The following is a 17286-nucleotide window of genomic DNA, read 5'->3' as shown; positions in this document are numbered from 1 at the left end:
CAGCGCCTTATAGCAACATAACCGTCATACCGGCAGCCAGAAGGCTGGCTGCTGTCAGGCCGCCCAGAGACAGCCGGAGATTCCAGCGGAAGGAGGCATCCATGGCTCTATAGCCTGTCAGACGCTCCATAATAAGAGCGTTGGCCGCAAAGGGGGTTCCAAAGGCAGTAATTCCCCACCCCGTTACCATGCCGAAACCCAGACCAATCAGGGCGTTTTCCGGCCAGATAACGCCGAGAACGCCGCCCGCGAGGGTGCCAACCACAATGGGATTAACGCCGGCCAGGCCAGCAACAAAGTAAACCCAAGGCACGCAGGCAGCGATAACCGGCCAAAGCCAGGTGGGCACATTCGGATCACCACTGATCTGCCCAAGCACCGCTCCGCTTATTACTGAACCAATAAAAGCAGAACCGCCCACAATAGCCAGCTCATTGCTGACGTTAGACATATTGACCAGTGGCGGGTTTGTTTTCCGACTCCAGGCCAGCAGCCTTGCACCAAAAACCGCACCCATGCAGCTGAGGGTTACAGCATAGGCATAACTGAGCTGATACCGGTGACTGAGCAGGAACACACCCGCACAGATAGCCAGAATCAGAGCGCCAAACCGTAACCAGGGAGCCAGGCCGACTTTGCTCTCAGACGAACCGGTTTCCTGAGCGATTTCTGGCTCACGCCAGATCAGCCCGCACAGCACGAGCACAACGGAAAACGGAACGGTAAATAACAGCAGCTGAAGGCTGCCAAGCCCCGGTAACAGGGTGAGGGTAAGCACCACAGAAATCGATAGCGGAGAAAACGTGGGCGATACACCAAATCCTCTTAACACAGCACGGGTTGCATTGCGGGTAGCCGGCGAGTCACCGCTGCTGCGCATACGCTCACCTACCAGGCTGCCTACAACCGCCACGGAGCCAAAATTCAGAGGTATTGAAACAAGAGAGGTGCCGAACGACAGGCTCAGATAGCGAGCCACAGGCTTGCCACCGAAGAGGCTGGCCGAAATCTGCTGCAGGTCACTGGTACGGCTAAGCACAGAGGACAGCAGCATCACAGCCAGTATCAGACCAGCCAGACGGCTCATATTTCCAGCCGCCGAGCTGATCAGGGCAGGATCGCGCCCCAGAGCAAACACCAGAGCCAGACCGGCCACCAGAAAAACGGCCCTGGGTACCCGGCGCATATCCTGCCACCCCAGAATCACAGCCAGGCTAACCGCCCCGGCTCCAAGGCCGGCCATACCGGGAAACAGCGCGAGAATGGCAGCCATGAGGGCAATATAGGCAAGAGCGGAACGTATCAGCTGCAAGGATGAACTTCCTAAGCGACAAAGCGAGCGATCTTAGGGGTTCAATGCTTTACTGGCTATCCGCAATTATGATGATCCCGGTAGCTTCCTTATGGATTTACCTGTCAATTGGTTGCGCTCTTGGCAAAATTCGCCAGAGCTCCACTCACTTTTGTCAGCACAGCATCACAGCCTTCTATGGAGTGCCTGGCTTTCAGGTACTCCGGGTCGTTATAGCCGAGCCAGACCTGCCCACTTGCGTCTTCCCAGATCAATGCTTTCTGGGGCAGGTCCACCGCCACACTCTGCGCACACTGCATCAGTGGCGTGCCCACTTTCGGGTTGCCAAAAATCACCAGCTCGGTCGGTCGCAGCTCCATACCCGCCGATTTGGCTCCGGCGGCATGGTTGATGCGATTCATGATTTTCATGCCGTTTTCACTCAGAACCGCTTCAAGTTTGTCAGCGGTAGCCGCTACGCTATGGCTACTTTTAACAACGATCAGACCATCTGCAGCCTGAGCCACGCTCGAACACAGCAGGAAAATAAAGGGCAAAGCGATAATTCTGAAAGCGTTCATTGGGCGTTCCCTTTTTGTGATAAACAAACTTCATACTAGACCACTCAGGCCATATGAAGCGATCCGGATAATTGATTGTGGAGTGTGTTTTCATTTAACTACGTGTTAATACGTAGGTATCGTATGTTTCGCCTTTAAAAAATGACCGCCAACAAACAACAAGGAGCGCGGCCCTGCCATGGGCCGCATACAGCTATGTCTACAAGAATTCTTTTCTGCATTTTTTTACTCGCTCTGAGTATCTCCGGTCAGGTTCACGCCCAGGAAGTGCAAACGCCTCTGAAGATTGGCATTACCAATGTGCCTCCTTTTGTCATTCAAACAGACGATGGTCGCTGGGAGGGGATCAGCATCGACCTCTGGAAGGACATTGCTGAGGGAATGGAGCGGGAGTTTGAATGGGTTCCACTGGGCTTCAATGAACTGCTCGAAGCTGTGGAAAACGGCGATATCGATGTTGCTGTCGGCGCCCTGACCATGACAGCCGACCGGGAAACCCGTTTCGATTTTAGCCATCCTTTTTATCAGACCGGCCTGTCGATTGCTGTACCGCCCGTGCCGGAGCAGAGCCTGCTTGGCAGCCTGAAGGCGTTCATCAGCTGGCAGTTTCTCAGCGCGGTGCTCGCACTGGGCGCTCTGTTGCTGGGCGTTGGCTTCCTGCTGTGGCTGGTTGAACGGCACCGCAACCCGGAACAGTTCGGGGGCTCCGCAGCAGAGGGCATTGGTTCCAGTTTCTGGTGGGCAGCCGTTACCATGACCACCGTCGGTTACGGTGATAAAGCACCCGTATCACTTGCAGGCCGGCTAATCGGACTGGTCTGGATGTTTGCCGGGTTAATCATGGTGGCAAGCTTTACAGCGGCAATTACATCCTCATTGACTGTGAGCAACCTGCGCTCCGGGATCCAGGGCGCAGACGATCTGCCCGGCAAGGTAGTAGCCACCATTGCCAACACCGCAAGCCAGCGCTACCTGGAAGAGCAACGGGTTCGTTACCAGACCTACCCGGACCTCACATCGGCCATGGTATCGGTAGCCAAAGGTGAAACAGACGCCATCGTGTATGACCGGGCCCTGATGCAGTACCGAAACCTGCAGCTGGGACAGCAAAAACTGACAGTTCTCCCGGGTGTGTTTGCAGAACAGCTTTACGCACTGGCTCTGCCAGATGGCAGCCCGCTTCGGGCACAGATCTCGCAAGAGGTTCTTCGGGTGACAGAAGGCGATAGCTGGGAGGGTATCCGAGCGGCCTACCTGGGTAAGGAATAAACGTTAAAGGCCTAGGCACGAGCTGCGCTGGAAATCAGGATGGCACAGCTCGTCTGCGGATGGCTCTGGCAGAATGCTCTGCCCATAACCGATAGGCATCCAGCCCGGGATGAAAGCCATCCGAGGCCATAAAACCAGGCTCAAAGGGAAAGGAAACGCAAAGGTATTCAACGTTACCACGGCTGGCGCAGACGCTTTCCATCAACCCGTTCAGTTGCCTGGCCCGCATACCCAGGTACCAGCCCAAGGGCTGAGGCAAGGCAGGGAAAAGATGCATGGGCGGAATGGCAGTAAAAAGAACTCGGGTGGCGCCCATGCCGTCTACCAAGCGATCGGCAAGCTCGTTCAGAAACGAAAGCCACTGCTGAGTGCTGGTGCGACCGGTGACATCGTTAACACCCACGGAAACGATCACTACGTCATAGTGGTTTTCCGGCGCTGCGTTGAGCGCTTCCAGAACGTCGGCAGCCGTGCGGCCTGTTCCCGCTAGCAACGCCCAAGATACACGATGATCTGTAGCCAGTTTGCTGACCAGCTGGCCCGCCAGCGCATCCTGCTGATTACTCACGCCCACGCCGGCGGCAGCCGAATCACCGAGAATAAGCAGCCGGAGTTCCGGCCCTTCGCCAACGCTGCCCTGGCGTTCGCCCTCAGGCTCCGGCAAACGCGGCGTTACCCGGCGCACATAACGTCCTTGGCCAATAAGAACAGGGGCCAGCGCAAGCGTCGACAAAGGGTACAACACAGCGTTTACGTCCAGTCAGTCGTGGTGGCCAATCGGGCCTTCCGTAAACAGGAACGTTTTCAGGTGCTTGTCCATCATCGGATCCTTGCGGCGGATCCACTCCAGCACCATGGCTGCGTGTTCTTTTTCCTCGTCGCGGTTGTGTTCAAGAATCCTTTTCAGCTCGGGATCCTTGCAAGCGTCCACACGCTGGTTGTACCAGTCCACCGCTTCAAATTCTTCCATCAGAGAGCTAACGGCACGATGCATTTCGCGGGTTTCATCCGTCAGTTCGCCTACCGGTTCGTGATAACTGTCGCTCGCCATAACTGGATCCTTCTTTAAAAGTCGGTGGGGTATTTTTACAACAATGACACTATCCAACAATAACCGAAAATTTAGCTCTTAAACACCCGGGGGTCGTTTGAGCCACTGCACATCCTGTGGCAAAGTCAGGCACCAAGCCGACCCGGGTATCCGCGACATGAAAACCGTTTTCTCACCACTGCATCACCTCCGCTCCGTCAAAACCGAACTGGATGGCGGCATTCTGATCGAGCCCCATGAAAAGCCGTCCCGGGTAGAAACCATTCTTGCGCGAGTGAAATCGCAAACCTTGGGCGAGGTGCTTGAGCCAGAAGAGTTTGGTCTGGGACCAGTAAAGCGGGTGCACAAACCAGACTATGTGGAGTTTCTCGAACACTGCTGGGCGGACTGGGTAGCTGCAGGCAAGCCCGGCGAAGCCATCCCCGCAGTCTGGTGCGGCCGCGGCATGCGTGCCCGGATGCCCAAAGACATAGACGGCCGCCTTGGCTATTACAGTTTTGCGGCCGAAACGTCGATCTCTGATGGCACCTGGGAAGCGGCCTGCGCCTCTGCAAATGTAGCACTGACGGCCCAGAAACTGGTGGCCAACGGCGAGCGTGCCGTCTTTGCCCTGTGCCGCCCGCCCGGCCACCATGCCCACGCTGACCTGTTCGGCGGTTACTGTTTTTTCAACAATGCCGCCATCACCGCACAGGCGTTTCGCGATCAGGGATACCAGCGGGTGGCGATTCTCGATTTGGATTTTCACCACGGCAACGGTACCCAGGCCATCTTCTATGATCGCAGTGATGTGCTGACCATCAGCCTGCATGGCGATCCCGACCTGGCATTCCCTCACTTCCTCGGTTTCGAGGATGAAACCGGTGAAGGCGAGGGTGAAGGCTATAACCTCAACATTGTTTATCCTCCGGGAACACCCTATGGCGTCTGGAGCCAGGGCCTGGAAACCGCCTGCGAACGCATTGCAGCTTTTCAGCCGGGCGCACTGGTCATCGCTCTGGGCGTGGATACCTTTGAAGACGATCCGATCTCATTCTTTAAACTGAAATCGGCGGACTATCTGTCCCTGGGAAAACGTATTGAACAGCTCGGATTCCCCACGGTGTTCACCATGGAGGGCGGTTACGGCGTCGATGCCATTGGCGTCAATGCCGTGAATGTCATGCAAGGTTTTGAAGGTAAGAAACATAAGTAAGGGATAACAACTACTAGACGACCGGTCTAATCATCTTTATTATCGAGTCATACATCGACATAAAGACACTTGCCAACACCTGCTGACCAAACGTTATCGGGCTGATCAGGAACCAGGCAAGCCGTTATAAACAACGGGCCAACAGGCATTATTTTTTGCCTTGTCGCTAGACGACCGGTCTACTTTTTATTTACTGACCCAACATTAAGGATCACACGTGAACAACTTCAACTTTTATAACCCGACCCGCATCGCCTTTGGCGAAGGTAAAGTTGCCGAGCTTGACCAGTTGGTACCCCACGACGCCAAAGTGCTCGTGCTGTTCGGTGGCGAGAGCGCACGACGCACTGGCACCCTGGATGAAGTGACATCGGCCCTTGGCAACCGTCAGGTTACAGAGTTTGGAGGCATCGAGCCGAACCCGAGCTTCGAGACGCTGATGAAAGCGGTTGCCCAGGTACGTGAGCAGGGCATCGACTTTCTGCTCGCCGTTGGTGGCGGATCCGTCATCGATGGCACCAAGTTTGTGGCCGCCGCAGCCGTCTTCGAAGGAGACGAATGGGACATTCTGCTCCAGGGTGGCAACAACATTGAGCGTGCCCTGCCCTTTGGCTCCGTGCTAACTCTGCCTGCCACGGGATCCGAGATGAACAAAGGCGCGGTTGTCACTCGCAGATCGCTGAAGGCAAAGCTGCCGTTTCATAGCGATTTCGTGTTCCCGCAGTTCTCAGTGCTCGATCCCACGAAGACCTACACCCTGCCGCTGCGCCAGGTAGGTAATGGTGTCGTTGACGCCTTCGTCCATGTGGTTGAGCAATACCTGACCTATCCAGCCCAGGCGCCGGTACAGGATCGCTTCGCAGAAGGCCTGCTGCTGACACTGGTCGAAATTGGTGAGCAAGCCCTGGCTGAACCCGAGAACTACGAGGTACGAGCCAGCCTGATGTGGACCGCGACACTGGCCCTGAATGGCCTGATCGGCAGCGGTGTGCCGCAGGATTGGGCCACCCATATGCTAGGCCATGAGCTGACGGCTCTGCATAATCTTGATCACGCCCAGACCCTCGCCATTGTGTTGCCGTCCATGCTGCGCGAGCGCAAGGCCGCCAAACTCGACAAGCTGGTTCAGTACGGCGAACGCGTCTGGAATATCCGTGAAGGCAGTGCTGAGGAAAGAGCCGAAGCCGCCATTGCCAAGACCCAGGCGTTCTTTGAATTGCTCGGCGTCAAGACTCGCCTTGGCGATTATGACCTTGGCGAGAACCACATTGAGCCGTTGATCCAAAGCCTGGAAAACCACGGAATGGTGGCGCTTGGTGAACATGGTGATGTCACACCGGATGTGTGCCGCCGGGTACTTCAGGCAAGCCTGTAAGCAAAAACGTTGTCCTTTTGCGGGGCCCTGTGATTACAGGTGCCCCTTTTTTTGCGCAGACGGTCGCGGTTTTTCAGCCCTTGAATCCCTTGCCAACAATATAGACTTCCCTGGAGCGAGAGCGAGAAGAATCCGGCTTGCGCGCCACTACCTTGTCGAACACGGCCCTGGTGGCTTTCAGGTAATCCTCGTAGCCTTCGCCCTGGAACACCTTGGCCACAAAACTGCCTTTGGGTTTGAGCACCTGGCTGGCCATATCCAGCGCCAACTCCACCAGATACATCGACGATGCCTGGTCGGCCACCGTCACCCCGCTGATGTTCGGCGCCATATCAGAAATCACCACATCCACCAGGCTATCGCCAAGAGTCTCCATGATGGCGTCAAACACCGAATTCTCAGTGAAGTCGCCCTGGATGAACTCCACACCGGCAATGGCGTCCATAGGCAGTATGTCGGAGGCCAGAACCCTGCCCTTGTGGCCCACCAGATTAGCCGCCACCTGTGACCAGCCACCCGGCGCAGAACCGAGATCCATCACCACCATGTTGGGGTGAATCAGCCTGTCCTTCTTGTTGATTTCAAGAAGCTTGTAACTGGCTCGTGAGCGATAGCCATCTACCTGCGCCTGTTTCACGAAGGGGTCGTTCACGTGCTCTTCAAGCCAGCGGTTACTGCTTTTGGATCGGGCCATAGGGACTCATCGAAAGGGAAAGCCAGCCAACTATTCTACGTGTCAGGCCCGCCTGCGGCAAAACCCTGACAACCGGGGCGAGCGCACGTACAATTGCCGCAACATTCTCCGATCTCTTTATACCCGGCAACCAGCCCGCCATCGGCGGTCAGAGCCGGGCAGGACGCACTATGATCCGCCTTACCGAACTGGCGCTGCCGCTGGACCATCCCGAAAGTGCCTTGCGGCCCGCTATCCTCGAGCGCCTGGGCATCGCCGACGCCGACCTGGCGGACTTCACTGTGTTCAAGCGCAGCTACGACGCCCGCAAAAAAAACACCGAGATCAAATTCGTTTACATCATTGATCTGAACGCTCGGAACGAAGACGCCATTCTGGCCCGGTTTGAAAAAGACCAGCACATACGACAGGCGCCAGATACCGGTTATTACCCGGTTGCACAAGCACCCGCTGGCCTCACCGAACGCCCGGTCGTGATCGGATTCGGCCCGTGTGGGTTGTTTGCCGCCCTGATTCTCGCCCAGATGGGGTTCCGACCCATTGTGCTCGAGCGCGGCAAGGACGTGCGCCGCCGCACCAAGGACACCTGGGCGCTATGGCGCAAAAAGCAGTTATCGCCGGAGTCCAATGTTCAGTTTGGTGAAGGCGGCGCAGGCCTGTTCTCGGACGGCAAGCTATACAGCCAGATCAAGGATCCGAAGTTCTTTGGTCGTAAGGTAATGCATGAGTTTATCCGGGCCGGTGCGCCCGAAGAAATCCTGTACGTCAGCAAGCCCCACATCGGCACCTTCCGGCTGACGGGCGTCGTGTCCACTATGCGAGAGGAAATCGTCCGCCTGGGCGGAGAGATCCGCTTTGAAAGCAAAGTCACCGACATGCACATTCGCGATGGCCGCATTGAAAGCGTGGAGCTGGCGAACGGCGAACGCCTTAACAGCCGGTATGTGGTTCTGGCGCTCGGTCACAGCGCGCGAGATACCTTCCGTATGCTCCATCGGAACGGTGTATTTATTGAAGCCAAACCCTTTGCCATAGGCTTTCGCATTGAGCACCCACAATCGCTCATCGACAACGCTCGTCTGGGCAAATACGCCGGTCATCCTGCCCTGGGGGCTGCGGACTACAAACTGGTGTACCACGCCAGTAACGGGCGGGCGGTTTACAGTTTTTGCATGTGCCCGGGGGGCACAGTGGTGGCTGCAACTTCAGAGCCGGGGCGAGTCGTCACCAATGGTATGAGTCAGTATTCCCGCAATGAGCGCAACGCCAATGCAGGTATTGTGGTGGCGGTGCACCCGGAAGAAGACTTTCCGGGCGGCCCGCTGGCCGGCGTGGATCTGCAGGAGACGCTGGAATCCCTGGCCTACACGCTTGGCGGCAGTGATTATTGCGCGCCCGCCCAGCTGGTGGGGGATTTCATCAAAAGCAAACCCTCCACCGAATTGGGCGACGTCGAGCCTTCCTACAAGCCCGGCATCAAGCTGGGCGACCTCGCGTCCTCCCTGCCTGCCTACGCCATCGAGGCCATCCGCGAGGCTCTGCCAGCTTTCGGCAAGCAGATCCGGGGCTTCGACCGGGACGACGCCATCCTGACCGGCATCGAAACCCGCACCTCCTCACCGGTGCGCATCACCCGGGACCGCACCAGCCTGCAAAGTCTTAATACCCGAGGCCTGTATCCGGCGGGCGAAGGTGCAGGCTATGCGGGCGGCATTCTCTCGGCCGGCGTGGACGGCATCAAGGTTGCCGAAGCGCTGGCCAAAGCCATGCTGGAAGACCTGGAAACCAACAGCGAAACCCCATCGTGAAGCTGGACGACATCAAGAAACTGCACCAGAAAAAATACCGACAGGCCTTGGGCCACTATCTGGTCGAGGGCGAACATCTGGTGCTGGAGCTGCAAAAAGCCGCAGCCCGCCAGCCCGCGCTGGAAGCCTCCGAGCTGTATGTAACCGCTGCGTTTGAGCATTGGCCAAGCCCGTTCAGAACCCATCACGTCAATGAACGCCAGATGGCGCAGCTCGCCGATACCCGCACGCCCCAGGGGATTCTGGCCGTGGTCCCCATGCCGGATAACGACGTTGAGCCAGTAGTGGAAACTGGTGAAAAAGCCATTTACCTGCACGAAGTTCAAGACCCGGGTAACCTCGGAACGATTTTGCGCACCCTGGCCTGGTTCGGCGGCTTTCGCTGCCTTCTGAGCCCCGGCAGCGTCGACCCTTACAACCCGAAAGTGGTGCGCGCCAGCATGGGCGCTATCTTCCACGTACCGCTGGAAACCGAGGTACCCCTGGACTGTCTGAGCAGCCGCTACAACTCAGTTGCCTGTCTCGATCTGAACGGTGACAAACTGACAGAGGAGACTTTCAGCCAGCACGATTGCTACCTGTTTGGTAACGAAGCCCGGGGCGTTCCGCACGAAGCGCTGGCTCAGCTCGCGGCAACGCCTTACACCATTCCGGGCAACGGCGAGATCGAATCCCTCAACCTGGCCTCGGCAGTCAATATGTGTGCTTATGAGCTGGTTCGAAGCTCCTGACCAGCAGACGTGGTCCATTTCGGCAATCATCCTGGTGGTTATCGCCATTGCCTGTAGCTTGCTAATTGGCGATGATCGAAGCCTGACACCCTGAACCGGATGCCCGATTATGGAACGCTATCTTCAACCCACTGCCTTCTTCGATTACAACCAGCCCGAGCTCGAAGCCTGGATCGACAAGCAGCTCGAAGGCGTGGCCAGTGATCCGGTTGAGCAGGCCAAGGTCCTGTACCTGGCGGTGCGAGACGGTATTGCTTACAACCCTTACGTATTCCGTACCGAACCGGAAACCTTCAGCGCCAGTTTTGCCCTCAGCAGCGGCGAAACCTATTGCATCCCCAAAGCTGTCCTTCTGGGTGCGGCGGCTCGATATCTCGGTATTCCAAGCCGTCTCGGCCTGGCCGATGTACGCAACCATCTGTCCAGCCCGAAACTGATCGAATGGCTCCAGTCAGACATTTTTCGCATGCATGGGTTTATCGAACTCTACTTGAATGGTCGCTGGGTGAAGGCCACGCCGGCTTTCAACAAGCAGCTGTGCGAGTTGATGAACGTAGAGCCTCTGGTATTTGACGGTGTAAACGACTCCGTATTCCAGGAATACACCGAGACCGGTGAAGCGCATATGGAATACGTGAATGATCACGGTGTTTTCGACGACGTTCCCCACGACTTCATACTGGCTGGAATAAAGTCCGCTTACGGGCATCTGTTCAAGGACAATAGCGCGGATCAGGTTAAGGGCAGTCTGGCAGAGGATATCCGGCAGTAACCCGATCAGGATTCCCAGAAGCTGTCAGTTCAGCAACATTTCATCCTTGACCTTCTCCTCATCAAAATCCACAAACAGCGGGCCGGCGATTTCCTGATAGTAGCCGGCCTTCTTGAGGCGTCTCAACTCTGCAGACAACGCTTTTAAAAACACCCGATTGCGTTCCGTATTGTGGCAGGTAAGCCGGTCGTAGCTCTCAAATAACGAATACTCCGGAGCGTAAGAAAGCTTGTCCAGGTATGGCCGGATGTCGGGAATGGCCGCGATCATGGTATCGAAACGGCCATACTCCAGCATGGCAACATTCAGAGCTTCATGTCTTGTCCAGATGACGTCAATGTTTCGACCTTCCAGAATCGGGCTCAGGTAGGCCTCATGGCCAATCACGCCCCCCAGCCTTTTCCCCTCAAGAGCATCGAGACTTATCGGAGGCTCTTTATCCTTCAAAGAAAAGAGGTGGTAGCTGAACCTCCCCAACGGAAAACTCGCAATGACCGCATCGTCGCCGAGTCGATCCTTGAGCACTTCCGTGAATGAGTAGATGCAATCTGCTCTGGCTTGCTCAAAAACCAGTCTGGTGCGTTTGTAGGGGTAAAACGCCTCCTGAATATCGATATCCAGCGTTTTCAGGGCGCGCTGCATGATTTTCTGGTAGACGCCAGTCTGATTCTCGTTCAACAGATTGGAAATATCGGGGACAGCCACGCGGATCGGCTCTGCCGAATGAGCATAACTGCACAAGGCCAGGGAGCAGAGCATAACTGCAACCAGATAGGGAGCCGAGCGTTTCATAGTGAGAGCGTCAGTCCGTGAAATGCAATGAATGCCTATTGTCACACAGGCAAAGAGTATGGCAAGCCCCTCCCAGCGTAGCAGGAATAACGAGTTAAACCTCCCGAAAATCACTGCCCAACAGCAAAGGGCACCGGATCTCTCCGGTGCCCTTTGCTTTACTCTGGTTGAGCGGCTGAGAACCGGTTTACGCTGCTTCGCTCTCATCCACAGAATTACGGATAAGGAAGTCGAAGGCGCTCAAGGCCGCCTTTGAACCTTCACCCATGGAAATCACAATCTGCTTGAACGGCACTGTAGTGGCGTCGCCGGCCGCAAAGACCCCGGGAATTGAAGTCTCGTTTCGGTCGTTGATGATAATTTCACCATGCGGACTCAGCTCAATATCGCCTTTCAGCCACTCGGTGTTTGGTACCAGGCCAATCTGTATGAACACACCTTCCAGAGTCACATGGTGGCTTTCTCCGGTATTGCGATCTGTGTAGTTCAGGCCGTTCACCTTGCCGTTCTCACCGACAATATCGGTGGTCTGGCCAGAAGTGATAATGTCCACGTTATTCAAGCTACGCAGCTTTTTCTGCAGCACATCGTCAGCCCGCATTTCGGCACCAAACTCAATCAGTGTCACATGACCAACAATACCGGCCAGGTCGATAGCCGCTTCCACGCCTGAATTACCGCCACCAATCACGGCAACATGCTTGCCCTTGAAGAGCGGGCCGTCACAGTGCGGGCAGTAGGCCACGCCCTTGTTGCGGTATTCATCCTCGCCCGGCACACCCAGCGGGCGCCAGCGAGCGCCGGTGGACAGCACAACCGTGCGAGCTTTGAGCGATGCACCATTAGCCAGACGGATCTCATGAGGCATTCCACGCTTGGCAGCCGGGATCAGCTTCTCAGCGTGCTGCATATTCATGATATCCACGTCGTACTCTTTCACGTGCTGCTCCATGGCTGCAACCAGCTTGGGGCCTTCGGTGTAGGGCACAGAAATCAGGTTCTCGATACCCATGGTGTCGGCTACCTGACCACCGAAGCGATCGGCTGCGATACCGGTGGAAATACCTTTACGGGAAGCATAAATGGCAGCCGCTGAGCCAGCCGGGCCGCCACCGATCACCAGCACCTCAAAGGTGTCTTTCTGGTTGATCTTCTCAGCTTCTTTCTCATCGGATTTGGTGTCGAGCCTGGACACAATCTCTTCAAGCGTCATACGCCCCTGGCCCCAGGGTTCACCATTCATGTAAACACTTGGTACCGCCATAATCTCGCGCTTTTCCACTTCATCCTGGAACAAGGCACCATCGATAGCCGTGTGGCGAACGCCCGGGTTCAGAACGCTCATCAGGTTCAGGGCCTGAACCACATCCGGGCAGTTCTGGCACGATAGAGAAAAGTAGGTTTCAAACTCAAAGTTGCCGTCCAGTTGCTGGATCTGCTCGATGACTTCCTGAGAAGCCTTGGATGGGTGGCCACCCACCTGCAACAGTGCCAGAACCAGAGAGGTAAATTCGTGCCCCATGGGGATGCCCGCGAAGCGAACACCCACATCTGTACCAATGCGATTTATCGCGAAAGATGGGCGACGCACGTCATTCGACTCTTCCGTACGCAGGCTGATCTTTTCGGACATCGGCTCGATTTCTTCCAGAAGTTGCCTCAACTCCCGGGATTTATCACCATCATCGTAGGCTGCGACCAGCTCAATCGGCTGCTGCAGTTTTTCCATGTACGCTTTGAGCTGCTGCTTGATATTGGCATCCAACATGTAAGGATTCTCCTTCAGGATTCTTTAGACTGATCGTTTGAATTGCTGAATTCAAAATGATCTTCGATTCGGTTATAACCAAACGATACGGGCTGGCAATCGAATGCTCAAATTAATTGACCCAAACCAATTGATAGGAAACTGCTATGACAAGGTCATTTACCTCGCGGTGAATGGACAAATAGCGCATATCCATACACGCCCGACATCGGTACCATATTGAAGGACGCTGCGGCGTCACCCTTTGCACTCAGGACAAGCAGCACATGTTTCCAGACCGTTTTCACTCAATCCAGGACGGACGCGTACATATTTCCGCATCCCAGGCCAGCCTGTTCGCCAAGGAAGTAGCCGGAGATTTCAATCCGATCCACGATCCCGATGCCCGCCGGTTCTGTGTTCCCGGAGACCTGCTTTTTGCTGTGGTGGTTTCACGCTTCGGACTTTCCCGGCACATGACCTTCCAGTTCCGCGCCCTGCTGGGCGGCGGCATACCACTGGAGTTCCGGGAAAGCGGTGACGAAACCATTGAAGTGTGCGATCAGAATGGCAAGGTTTATATCGAAGTAACGCGCAGTGGCGATGTAACTCGGGATGAGCGCGTTGTTGAGGAATTTATCCGCTGCTACGTATCCGCCTCCGGCAAGAACTTCCCCCACACACTGAAGCCATTGATGGAATCCAAGGACGTGATGTTCAATCCGGATCGCCCCATGGTGATGTACGCGAGCATGAGCCTTACTCTGGATCGGCTGGATGCCGCCTCACCGGAGCTGGAACTGCATAGCGCCAACCTGGAAGCGAATGGCAAGCGCGGCAATGTCACTCTTGATTACCGCCTGATCTCTGATGGCAAGCCCGTGGGTGAAGTAGCGAAGCATTTGGTACTGGGTGGTCTACGGCCTTACAGCCAGGATGCCATGGACGGTGTCATTGAAGAGTTCTATCGTCTGAAAGCACGTGGATCCCGGTACGGTATCGAAACAGCGAGTTCCTGATACAGATCGTCTTTTCATACAAGATTTATGGTTACAATGATCCTTATGAACTTCGCAATCACAAGGATGAATAGCCATGACCAGCGAACGTTCGCCGGGAGAGACGTTAGCAGCTTATCGATTATCTTCCGATGCCGTCATCTCCGCTTTGGGAACCACCGAGCAACAGGGCCTTGACGGCCATGAAGCCAGTATCCGCCTGGAGCGTGATGGTCCGAACGAGCTGACCGCTGCACCGCCAGTGCCCGGCTGGCGCAAAGTACTCGCCCAATTCACCGATACCCTGGTTATTTTACTTCTGATCGCCGCAGCGATCTCCTTAGGTCTGTGGCTGATAGAGGGAGAGTCCCCTCTGCCCTATGAGGCCATTGCGATTCTGGCCATCGTTCTTTTTAACGCGGCTATGGGTTATGTCCAGCAGGCGCGTGCAGAACAGGCCGTGGCAGAATTACAGCAAATGTCTGCCGCCCAGGCCCGGGTGATACGGGATGGCGAACAGCAAAGCATTCCAGCGGCCGGGCTGGTAACCGGCGATATTATCCTGGTGGAAGAAGGCGATACGATTCCCGCAGACAGCCGCCTGATTCAGTCCGTTTCCCTGCAAACCTCTGAAGCTACACTGACCGGTGAAAGCCTTCCCGAATCCAAAGACCCTGAAACCATCATCGACGATGCCCCTATCGGTGACCGTCAGAACATGATTTTCAGCGGTACCACGGTCACCTATGGCCGTGGTACCGCGGTGGTGACAGCAACCGGCATGCAGTCCCAGATGGGCCAGATTGCCGGCATGCTGGAGCAGGCACCGCCCGAGACCACCCCACTGCAACAGGATCTGGCCCGGGTAGGAAAAATGCTGGGGCTGGTGGTGATTGTAATTGCTGTGGTGATGATTTTCACCATTATCCTGGTGGATCACGTCACCGGTTTTTCCGCCCTGTTCGATGTTCTGATTCTTGGCGTCGCTCTCGCGGTAGCTGCCGTGCCCGAGGGCCTGCCGGCCATAGTAACCGCGGTCCTCGCCCTGGGGGTTCAGCGCATGGCACGTCGCAATGCCATTGTGCGCCACCTGGCAGCGGTGGAGACTCTGGGCGCCGCCAATGTGATCGCCTCCGACAAAACCGGCACCCTCACCCGCAATGAAATGACCGTGCGGGCCATCGTTACAGCCAGCGGCCGAATCGCCCTGGGCGGCACAGGGTATGAGCCAACAGGCGACGTTACCCTGCACGGCACATCCGCCAGTAACGATGCAGACACGATCAGCGAGCCCTTGCGCCTGGAGCTGGAGCAAGCCCTGACCGTCGGCGACCGTGCAACCAATGCCGTTTTGCAAGAAGACGAAGGCCTGTGGACCGTTCAGGGCGATCCCACCGAAGGTGCTCTGGCGGTTGCTGCCCGAAAAGTAGGGCTGACGGAAGCCATACTGGACGCCCGTTATGAACGGGTTGGTGAAGTTCCGTTCTCATCAGAACGAAAAATGATGTCCACGCTTCATACCGACAGCCAACATCAAGGACACATTCAGGTATTTACCAAGGGCGCCCCGGATGTTCTTCTCGGCCACTGCAACCAGGAACGCGTTGGCGACAGTAGCCGCCCTTTAACGCCGGAACGCCGTTCCGAGATTCTGCAAGCCAACGAACAGCTGGCCGGTGAAGCGCTGCGCACACTGGGTGTTGCGGCCCGGTACCTGCCGGAGGATGGATTCGAACCAGAGAATATCGACGAGAACCTCGAGGAAGATCTTATCTTCGCCGGCCTTATCGGCATGATCGACCCGCCCCGGGAAGAAGCCAAAGAGGCCGTTGCCCTGGCCCGAAGTGCTGGCATCCGGCCCGTGATGATCACCGGCGATCATCCGATTACAGCCGCTGTTATAGGTGCGGAGCTGGGCATTTGTACGGATAGCCGTGCCGTCACCGGGGCGGAAATTGACGCCATGACGGATGAAGTACTGCACCAGACCGTTCAGGAGGTCTCCGTTTATGCCCGGGTTAATCCGGAGCATAAACTGCGCATCGTCAAGGCTCTGCAGAATGGCAAAAACATCGTCGCCATGACCGGCGATGGTGTGAACGATGCACCCGCCCTGAAGACAGCGGATATCGGCATAGCCATGGGCATTACCGGCACCGATGTGTCCCGCAAGGCCTCGGACATCATTCTGGCAGACGACAACTTCGCCACCATCGTTGCTGCCGTGGAGGAAGGCCGCACAATTTTCGCCAACATCCGCAAGTTCCTGCGCTATCTGCTGTCATCCAACATTGGCGAAGTACTGACCATGTTCTTTGGTGTGCTTCTGGCCGATGTGATCGGGTTGACCGCAAACGGCGCCGGCCTGGCTCTGCCCCTGCTGGCAACACAGATCCTCTGGATCAATATGGTCAGCGATGGCGCACCAGCTCTGGCGCTCGGGCTGGATCCGGGCGATGAGGAGGCAATGACCAAACCACCAAGACCTCGTGGAGAAGGGATACTAACGCGTGGCATGTGGGCCGGAATCGTTTCCGTAGGCATTATCACCGCAGCCGGCACTCTTTTCGTTCTCGACGCCTCAATGCCTGGCGGCCTGATAGCTGGCACAGGCAGTCTGGCCTACGGCCAGACCATGGTCTTCACCACTCTGGTATTGTTCTCGATGTTTACCGTGTTTATTTCGCGGTCTGACGAACAAAGTGCCTTCATTGGGCTGTTCTCCAATCTCTGGCTGTGGGCTGCGGTGGGCGCGTCACTGTTGCTGCAAATGGCGGTGGTCTATCTGCCCATCCTGCAGAAACCCTTTTCCACAGTCAGCCTCAGCCTTGAGGACTGGCTGTTCTGCACCGCCGTTGCAAGCTCCGTATTGTGGCTGCGGGAACTGAGCAAACTGATCATCCGCCTGCAAAAGAGTAAGGCTGGCTCAGCAGCTGCAAGCAGCGTTTAATCTGCTTTCTCCTGAACGCAGAAAACCCCGGA

15 protein-coding genes are annotated in these 17286 nt (G+C 56.3%); 8 read left to right on the top strand and 7 right to left on the bottom strand.

Annotation, left to right across the window (positions count from 1 at the left end):
- Positions 1 to 7 precede the first annotated feature (7 nt).
- Both BUA49_RS03435 and BUA49_RS03430 read right to left on the bottom strand, forming a co-directional pair.
- Positions 8 to 1312 (bottom strand): hypothetical protein, encoded by a 1305-nt coding sequence (locus BUA49_RS03435; RefSeq protein WP_072795534.1) that lies wholly within the window; start codon positions 1310 to 1312, stop codon positions 8 to 10.
- A 104-nt stretch (positions 1313 to 1416) separates the two neighbouring features.
- Complete coding sequence (locus tag BUA49_RS03430) at positions 1417 to 1872, bottom strand: DUF302 domain-containing protein (RefSeq protein ID WP_072795532.1); 456 nt, start codon at positions 1870 to 1872, stop codon at positions 1417 to 1419.
- Positions 1873 to 2067: 195 nt separating this feature from the next.
- Here BUA49_RS03430 and BUA49_RS03425 point away from each other — a divergent pair, with 195 nt between their 5' ends.
- Complete coding sequence (locus BUA49_RS03425; RefSeq protein ID WP_072795530.1) at positions 2068 to 3141, top strand: transporter substrate-binding domain-containing protein; 1074 nt, start codon at positions 2068 to 2070, stop codon at positions 3139 to 3141.
- A 34-nt stretch (positions 3142 to 3175) separates the two neighbouring features.
- Here the strand turns inward: BUA49_RS03425 and BUA49_RS03420 are convergent, their stop codons facing one another.
- Together BUA49_RS03420 and BUA49_RS03415 are read right to left on the bottom strand one after the other, a co-directional pair.
- Entirely contained in the window at positions 3176 to 3886 is a 711-nt protein-coding gene (locus BUA49_RS03420; RefSeq protein WP_072795528.1) for an SGNH/GDSL hydrolase family protein, read from the bottom strand.
- Positions 3887 to 3901: 15 nt separating this feature from the next.
- The gene (locus BUA49_RS03415) at positions 3902 to 4192 is read right to left on the bottom strand and encodes an encapsulin-associated ferritin-like protein (RefSeq protein ID WP_072795526.1); all 291 of its coding nucleotides are present in this window, start codon (positions 4190 to 4192) and stop codon (positions 3902 to 3904) included.
- 157 nt (positions 4193 to 4349) lie between these two features.
- Here BUA49_RS03415 and BUA49_RS03410 point away from each other — a divergent pair, with 157 nt between their 5' ends.
- Both BUA49_RS03410 and BUA49_RS03405 read left to right on the top strand, forming a co-directional pair.
- Positions 4350 to 5387: a histone deacetylase family protein gene (locus BUA49_RS03410; protein WP_072795525.1), complete on the top strand. Its 1038-nt coding sequence runs from the start codon at positions 4350 to 4352 to the stop codon at positions 5385 to 5387.
- Between the two features lie 217 nt (positions 5388 to 5604).
- Positions 5605 to 6762, top strand: coding sequence for an iron-containing alcohol dehydrogenase (locus tag BUA49_RS03405; protein ID WP_072795523.1), 1158 nt, complete (start codon positions 5605 to 5607; stop codon positions 6760 to 6762).
- A 73-nt stretch (positions 6763 to 6835) separates the two neighbouring features.
- Here the strand turns inward: BUA49_RS03405 and rlmE are convergent, their stop codons facing one another.
- The gene (rlmE, locus tag BUA49_RS03400) at positions 6836 to 7456 is read right to left on the bottom strand and encodes a 23S rRNA (uridine(2552)-2'-O)-methyltransferase RlmE (RefSeq protein WP_072795522.1); all 621 of its coding nucleotides are present in this window, start codon (positions 7454 to 7456) and stop codon (positions 6836 to 6838) included.
- A 170-nt stretch (positions 7457 to 7626) separates the two neighbouring features.
- Between rlmE and BUA49_RS03395 the strand changes: the two genes are divergently transcribed.
- The 3 genes from BUA49_RS03395 to BUA49_RS03390 all read left to right on the top strand — a co-directional run bounded on the left by BUA49_RS03395 (position 7627) and on the right by BUA49_RS03390 (position 10767).
- Positions 7627 to 9264 (top strand): NAD(P)/FAD-dependent oxidoreductase, encoded by a 1638-nt coding sequence (locus BUA49_RS03395; RefSeq protein WP_139248735.1) that lies wholly within the window; start codon positions 7627 to 7629, stop codon positions 9262 to 9264.
- Positions 9261 to 9995 (top strand): TrmH family RNA methyltransferase, encoded by a 735-nt coding sequence (locus BUA49_RS17615; RefSeq protein WP_139248734.1) that lies wholly within the window; start codon positions 9261 to 9263, stop codon positions 9993 to 9995. The genes BUA49_RS03395 and BUA49_RS17615 overlap by 4 nt, the downstream gene beginning before the upstream one ends.
- Before the next feature lie 109 nt (positions 9996 to 10104).
- A complete protein-coding gene (locus tag BUA49_RS03390; RefSeq protein WP_072795521.1) occupies positions 10105 to 10767 on the top strand; it encodes a transglutaminase-like domain-containing protein in 663 nt (220 codons plus the stop codon).
- Between the two features lie 24 nt (positions 10768 to 10791).
- Here the strand turns inward: BUA49_RS03390 and BUA49_RS03385 are convergent, their stop codons facing one another.
- Both BUA49_RS03385 and ahpF read right to left on the bottom strand, forming a co-directional pair.
- Positions 10792 to 11559 (bottom strand): type 2 periplasmic-binding domain-containing protein, encoded by a 768-nt coding sequence (locus tag BUA49_RS03385; RefSeq protein ID WP_072795520.1) that lies wholly within the window; start codon positions 11557 to 11559, stop codon positions 10792 to 10794.
- Between the two features lie 187 nt (positions 11560 to 11746).
- Positions 11747 to 13327 carry an alkyl hydroperoxide reductase subunit F gene (gene ahpF, locus BUA49_RS03380; RefSeq protein ID WP_072795519.1) on the bottom strand — a complete coding sequence of 527 codons (1581 nt, stop codon included), beginning with the start codon at positions 13325 to 13327 and terminating at the stop codon, positions 11747 to 11749.
- A gap of 266 nt (positions 13328 to 13593) precedes the next feature.
- On the opposite strand from ahpF, the gene BUA49_RS03375 reads away from it, so the two are divergent.
- Together BUA49_RS03375 and BUA49_RS03370 are read left to right on the top strand one after the other, a co-directional pair.
- Positions 13594 to 14325: a DUF3581 family protein gene (locus tag BUA49_RS03375; protein WP_072795518.1), complete on the top strand. Its 732-nt coding sequence runs from the start codon at positions 13594 to 13596 to the stop codon at positions 14323 to 14325.
- Between the two features lie 76 nt (positions 14326 to 14401).
- Positions 14402 to 17254, top strand: a complete 2853-nt coding sequence (locus tag BUA49_RS03370) for a cation-translocating P-type ATPase (protein ID WP_072795517.1) — start codon at positions 14402 to 14404, stop codon at positions 17252 to 17254.
- Positions 17255 to 17286 lie beyond the last annotated feature (32 nt).

Origin of the sequence: Marinobacter antarcticus, assembly GCF_900142385.1 — a bacterium.
Lineage (GTDB): Bacteria > Pseudomonadota > Gammaproteobacteria > Pseudomonadales > Oleiphilaceae > Marinobacter > Marinobacter antarcticus.
Note: the sequence above shows the minus strand (reverse complement) of the source record. Positions and strands in the feature narration are given on the sequence as shown.

Coding starts and splice junctions, on each gene's coding strand:
- BUA49_RS03430 (WP_072795532.1), bottom strand. CDS start 1,872: ATGAACGCTTTCAGAATTATCGCTTTGCCCTTTATTTTCCTGCTGTGT.
- BUA49_RS03425 (WP_072795530.1), top strand. CDS start 2,068: ATGTCTACAAGAATTCTTTTCTGCATTTTTTTACTCGCTCTGAGTATC.
- BUA49_RS03415 (WP_072795526.1), bottom strand. CDS start 4,192: ATGGCGAGCGACAGTTATCACGAACCGGTAGGCGAACTGACGGATGAA.
- BUA49_RS03410 (WP_072795525.1), top strand. CDS start 4,350: ATGAAAACCGTTTTCTCACCACTGCATCACCTCCGCTCCGTCAAAACC.
- rlmE (WP_072795522.1), bottom strand. CDS start 7,456: ATGGCCCGATCCAAAAGCAGTAACCGCTGGCTTGAAGAGCACGTGAAC.
- BUA49_RS03395 (WP_139248735.1), top strand. CDS start 7,627: ATGATCCGCCTTACCGAACTGGCGCTGCCGCTGGACCATCCCGAAAGT.
- BUA49_RS03390 (WP_072795521.1), top strand. CDS start 10,105: ATGGAACGCTATCTTCAACCCACTGCCTTCTTCGATTACAACCAGCCC.
- BUA49_RS03385 (WP_072795520.1), bottom strand. CDS start 11,559: ATGAAACGCTCGGCTCCCTATCTGGTTGCAGTTATGCTCTGCTCCCTG.
- ahpF (WP_072795519.1), bottom strand. CDS start 13,327: ATGTTGGATGCCAATATCAAGCAGCAGCTCAAAGCGTACATGGAAAAA.
- BUA49_RS03375 (WP_072795518.1), top strand. CDS start 13,594: ATGTTTCCAGACCGTTTTCACTCAATCCAGGACGGACGCGTACATATT.
- BUA49_RS03370 (WP_072795517.1), top strand. CDS start 14,402: ATGACCAGCGAACGTTCGCCGGGAGAGACGTTAGCAGCTTATCGATTA.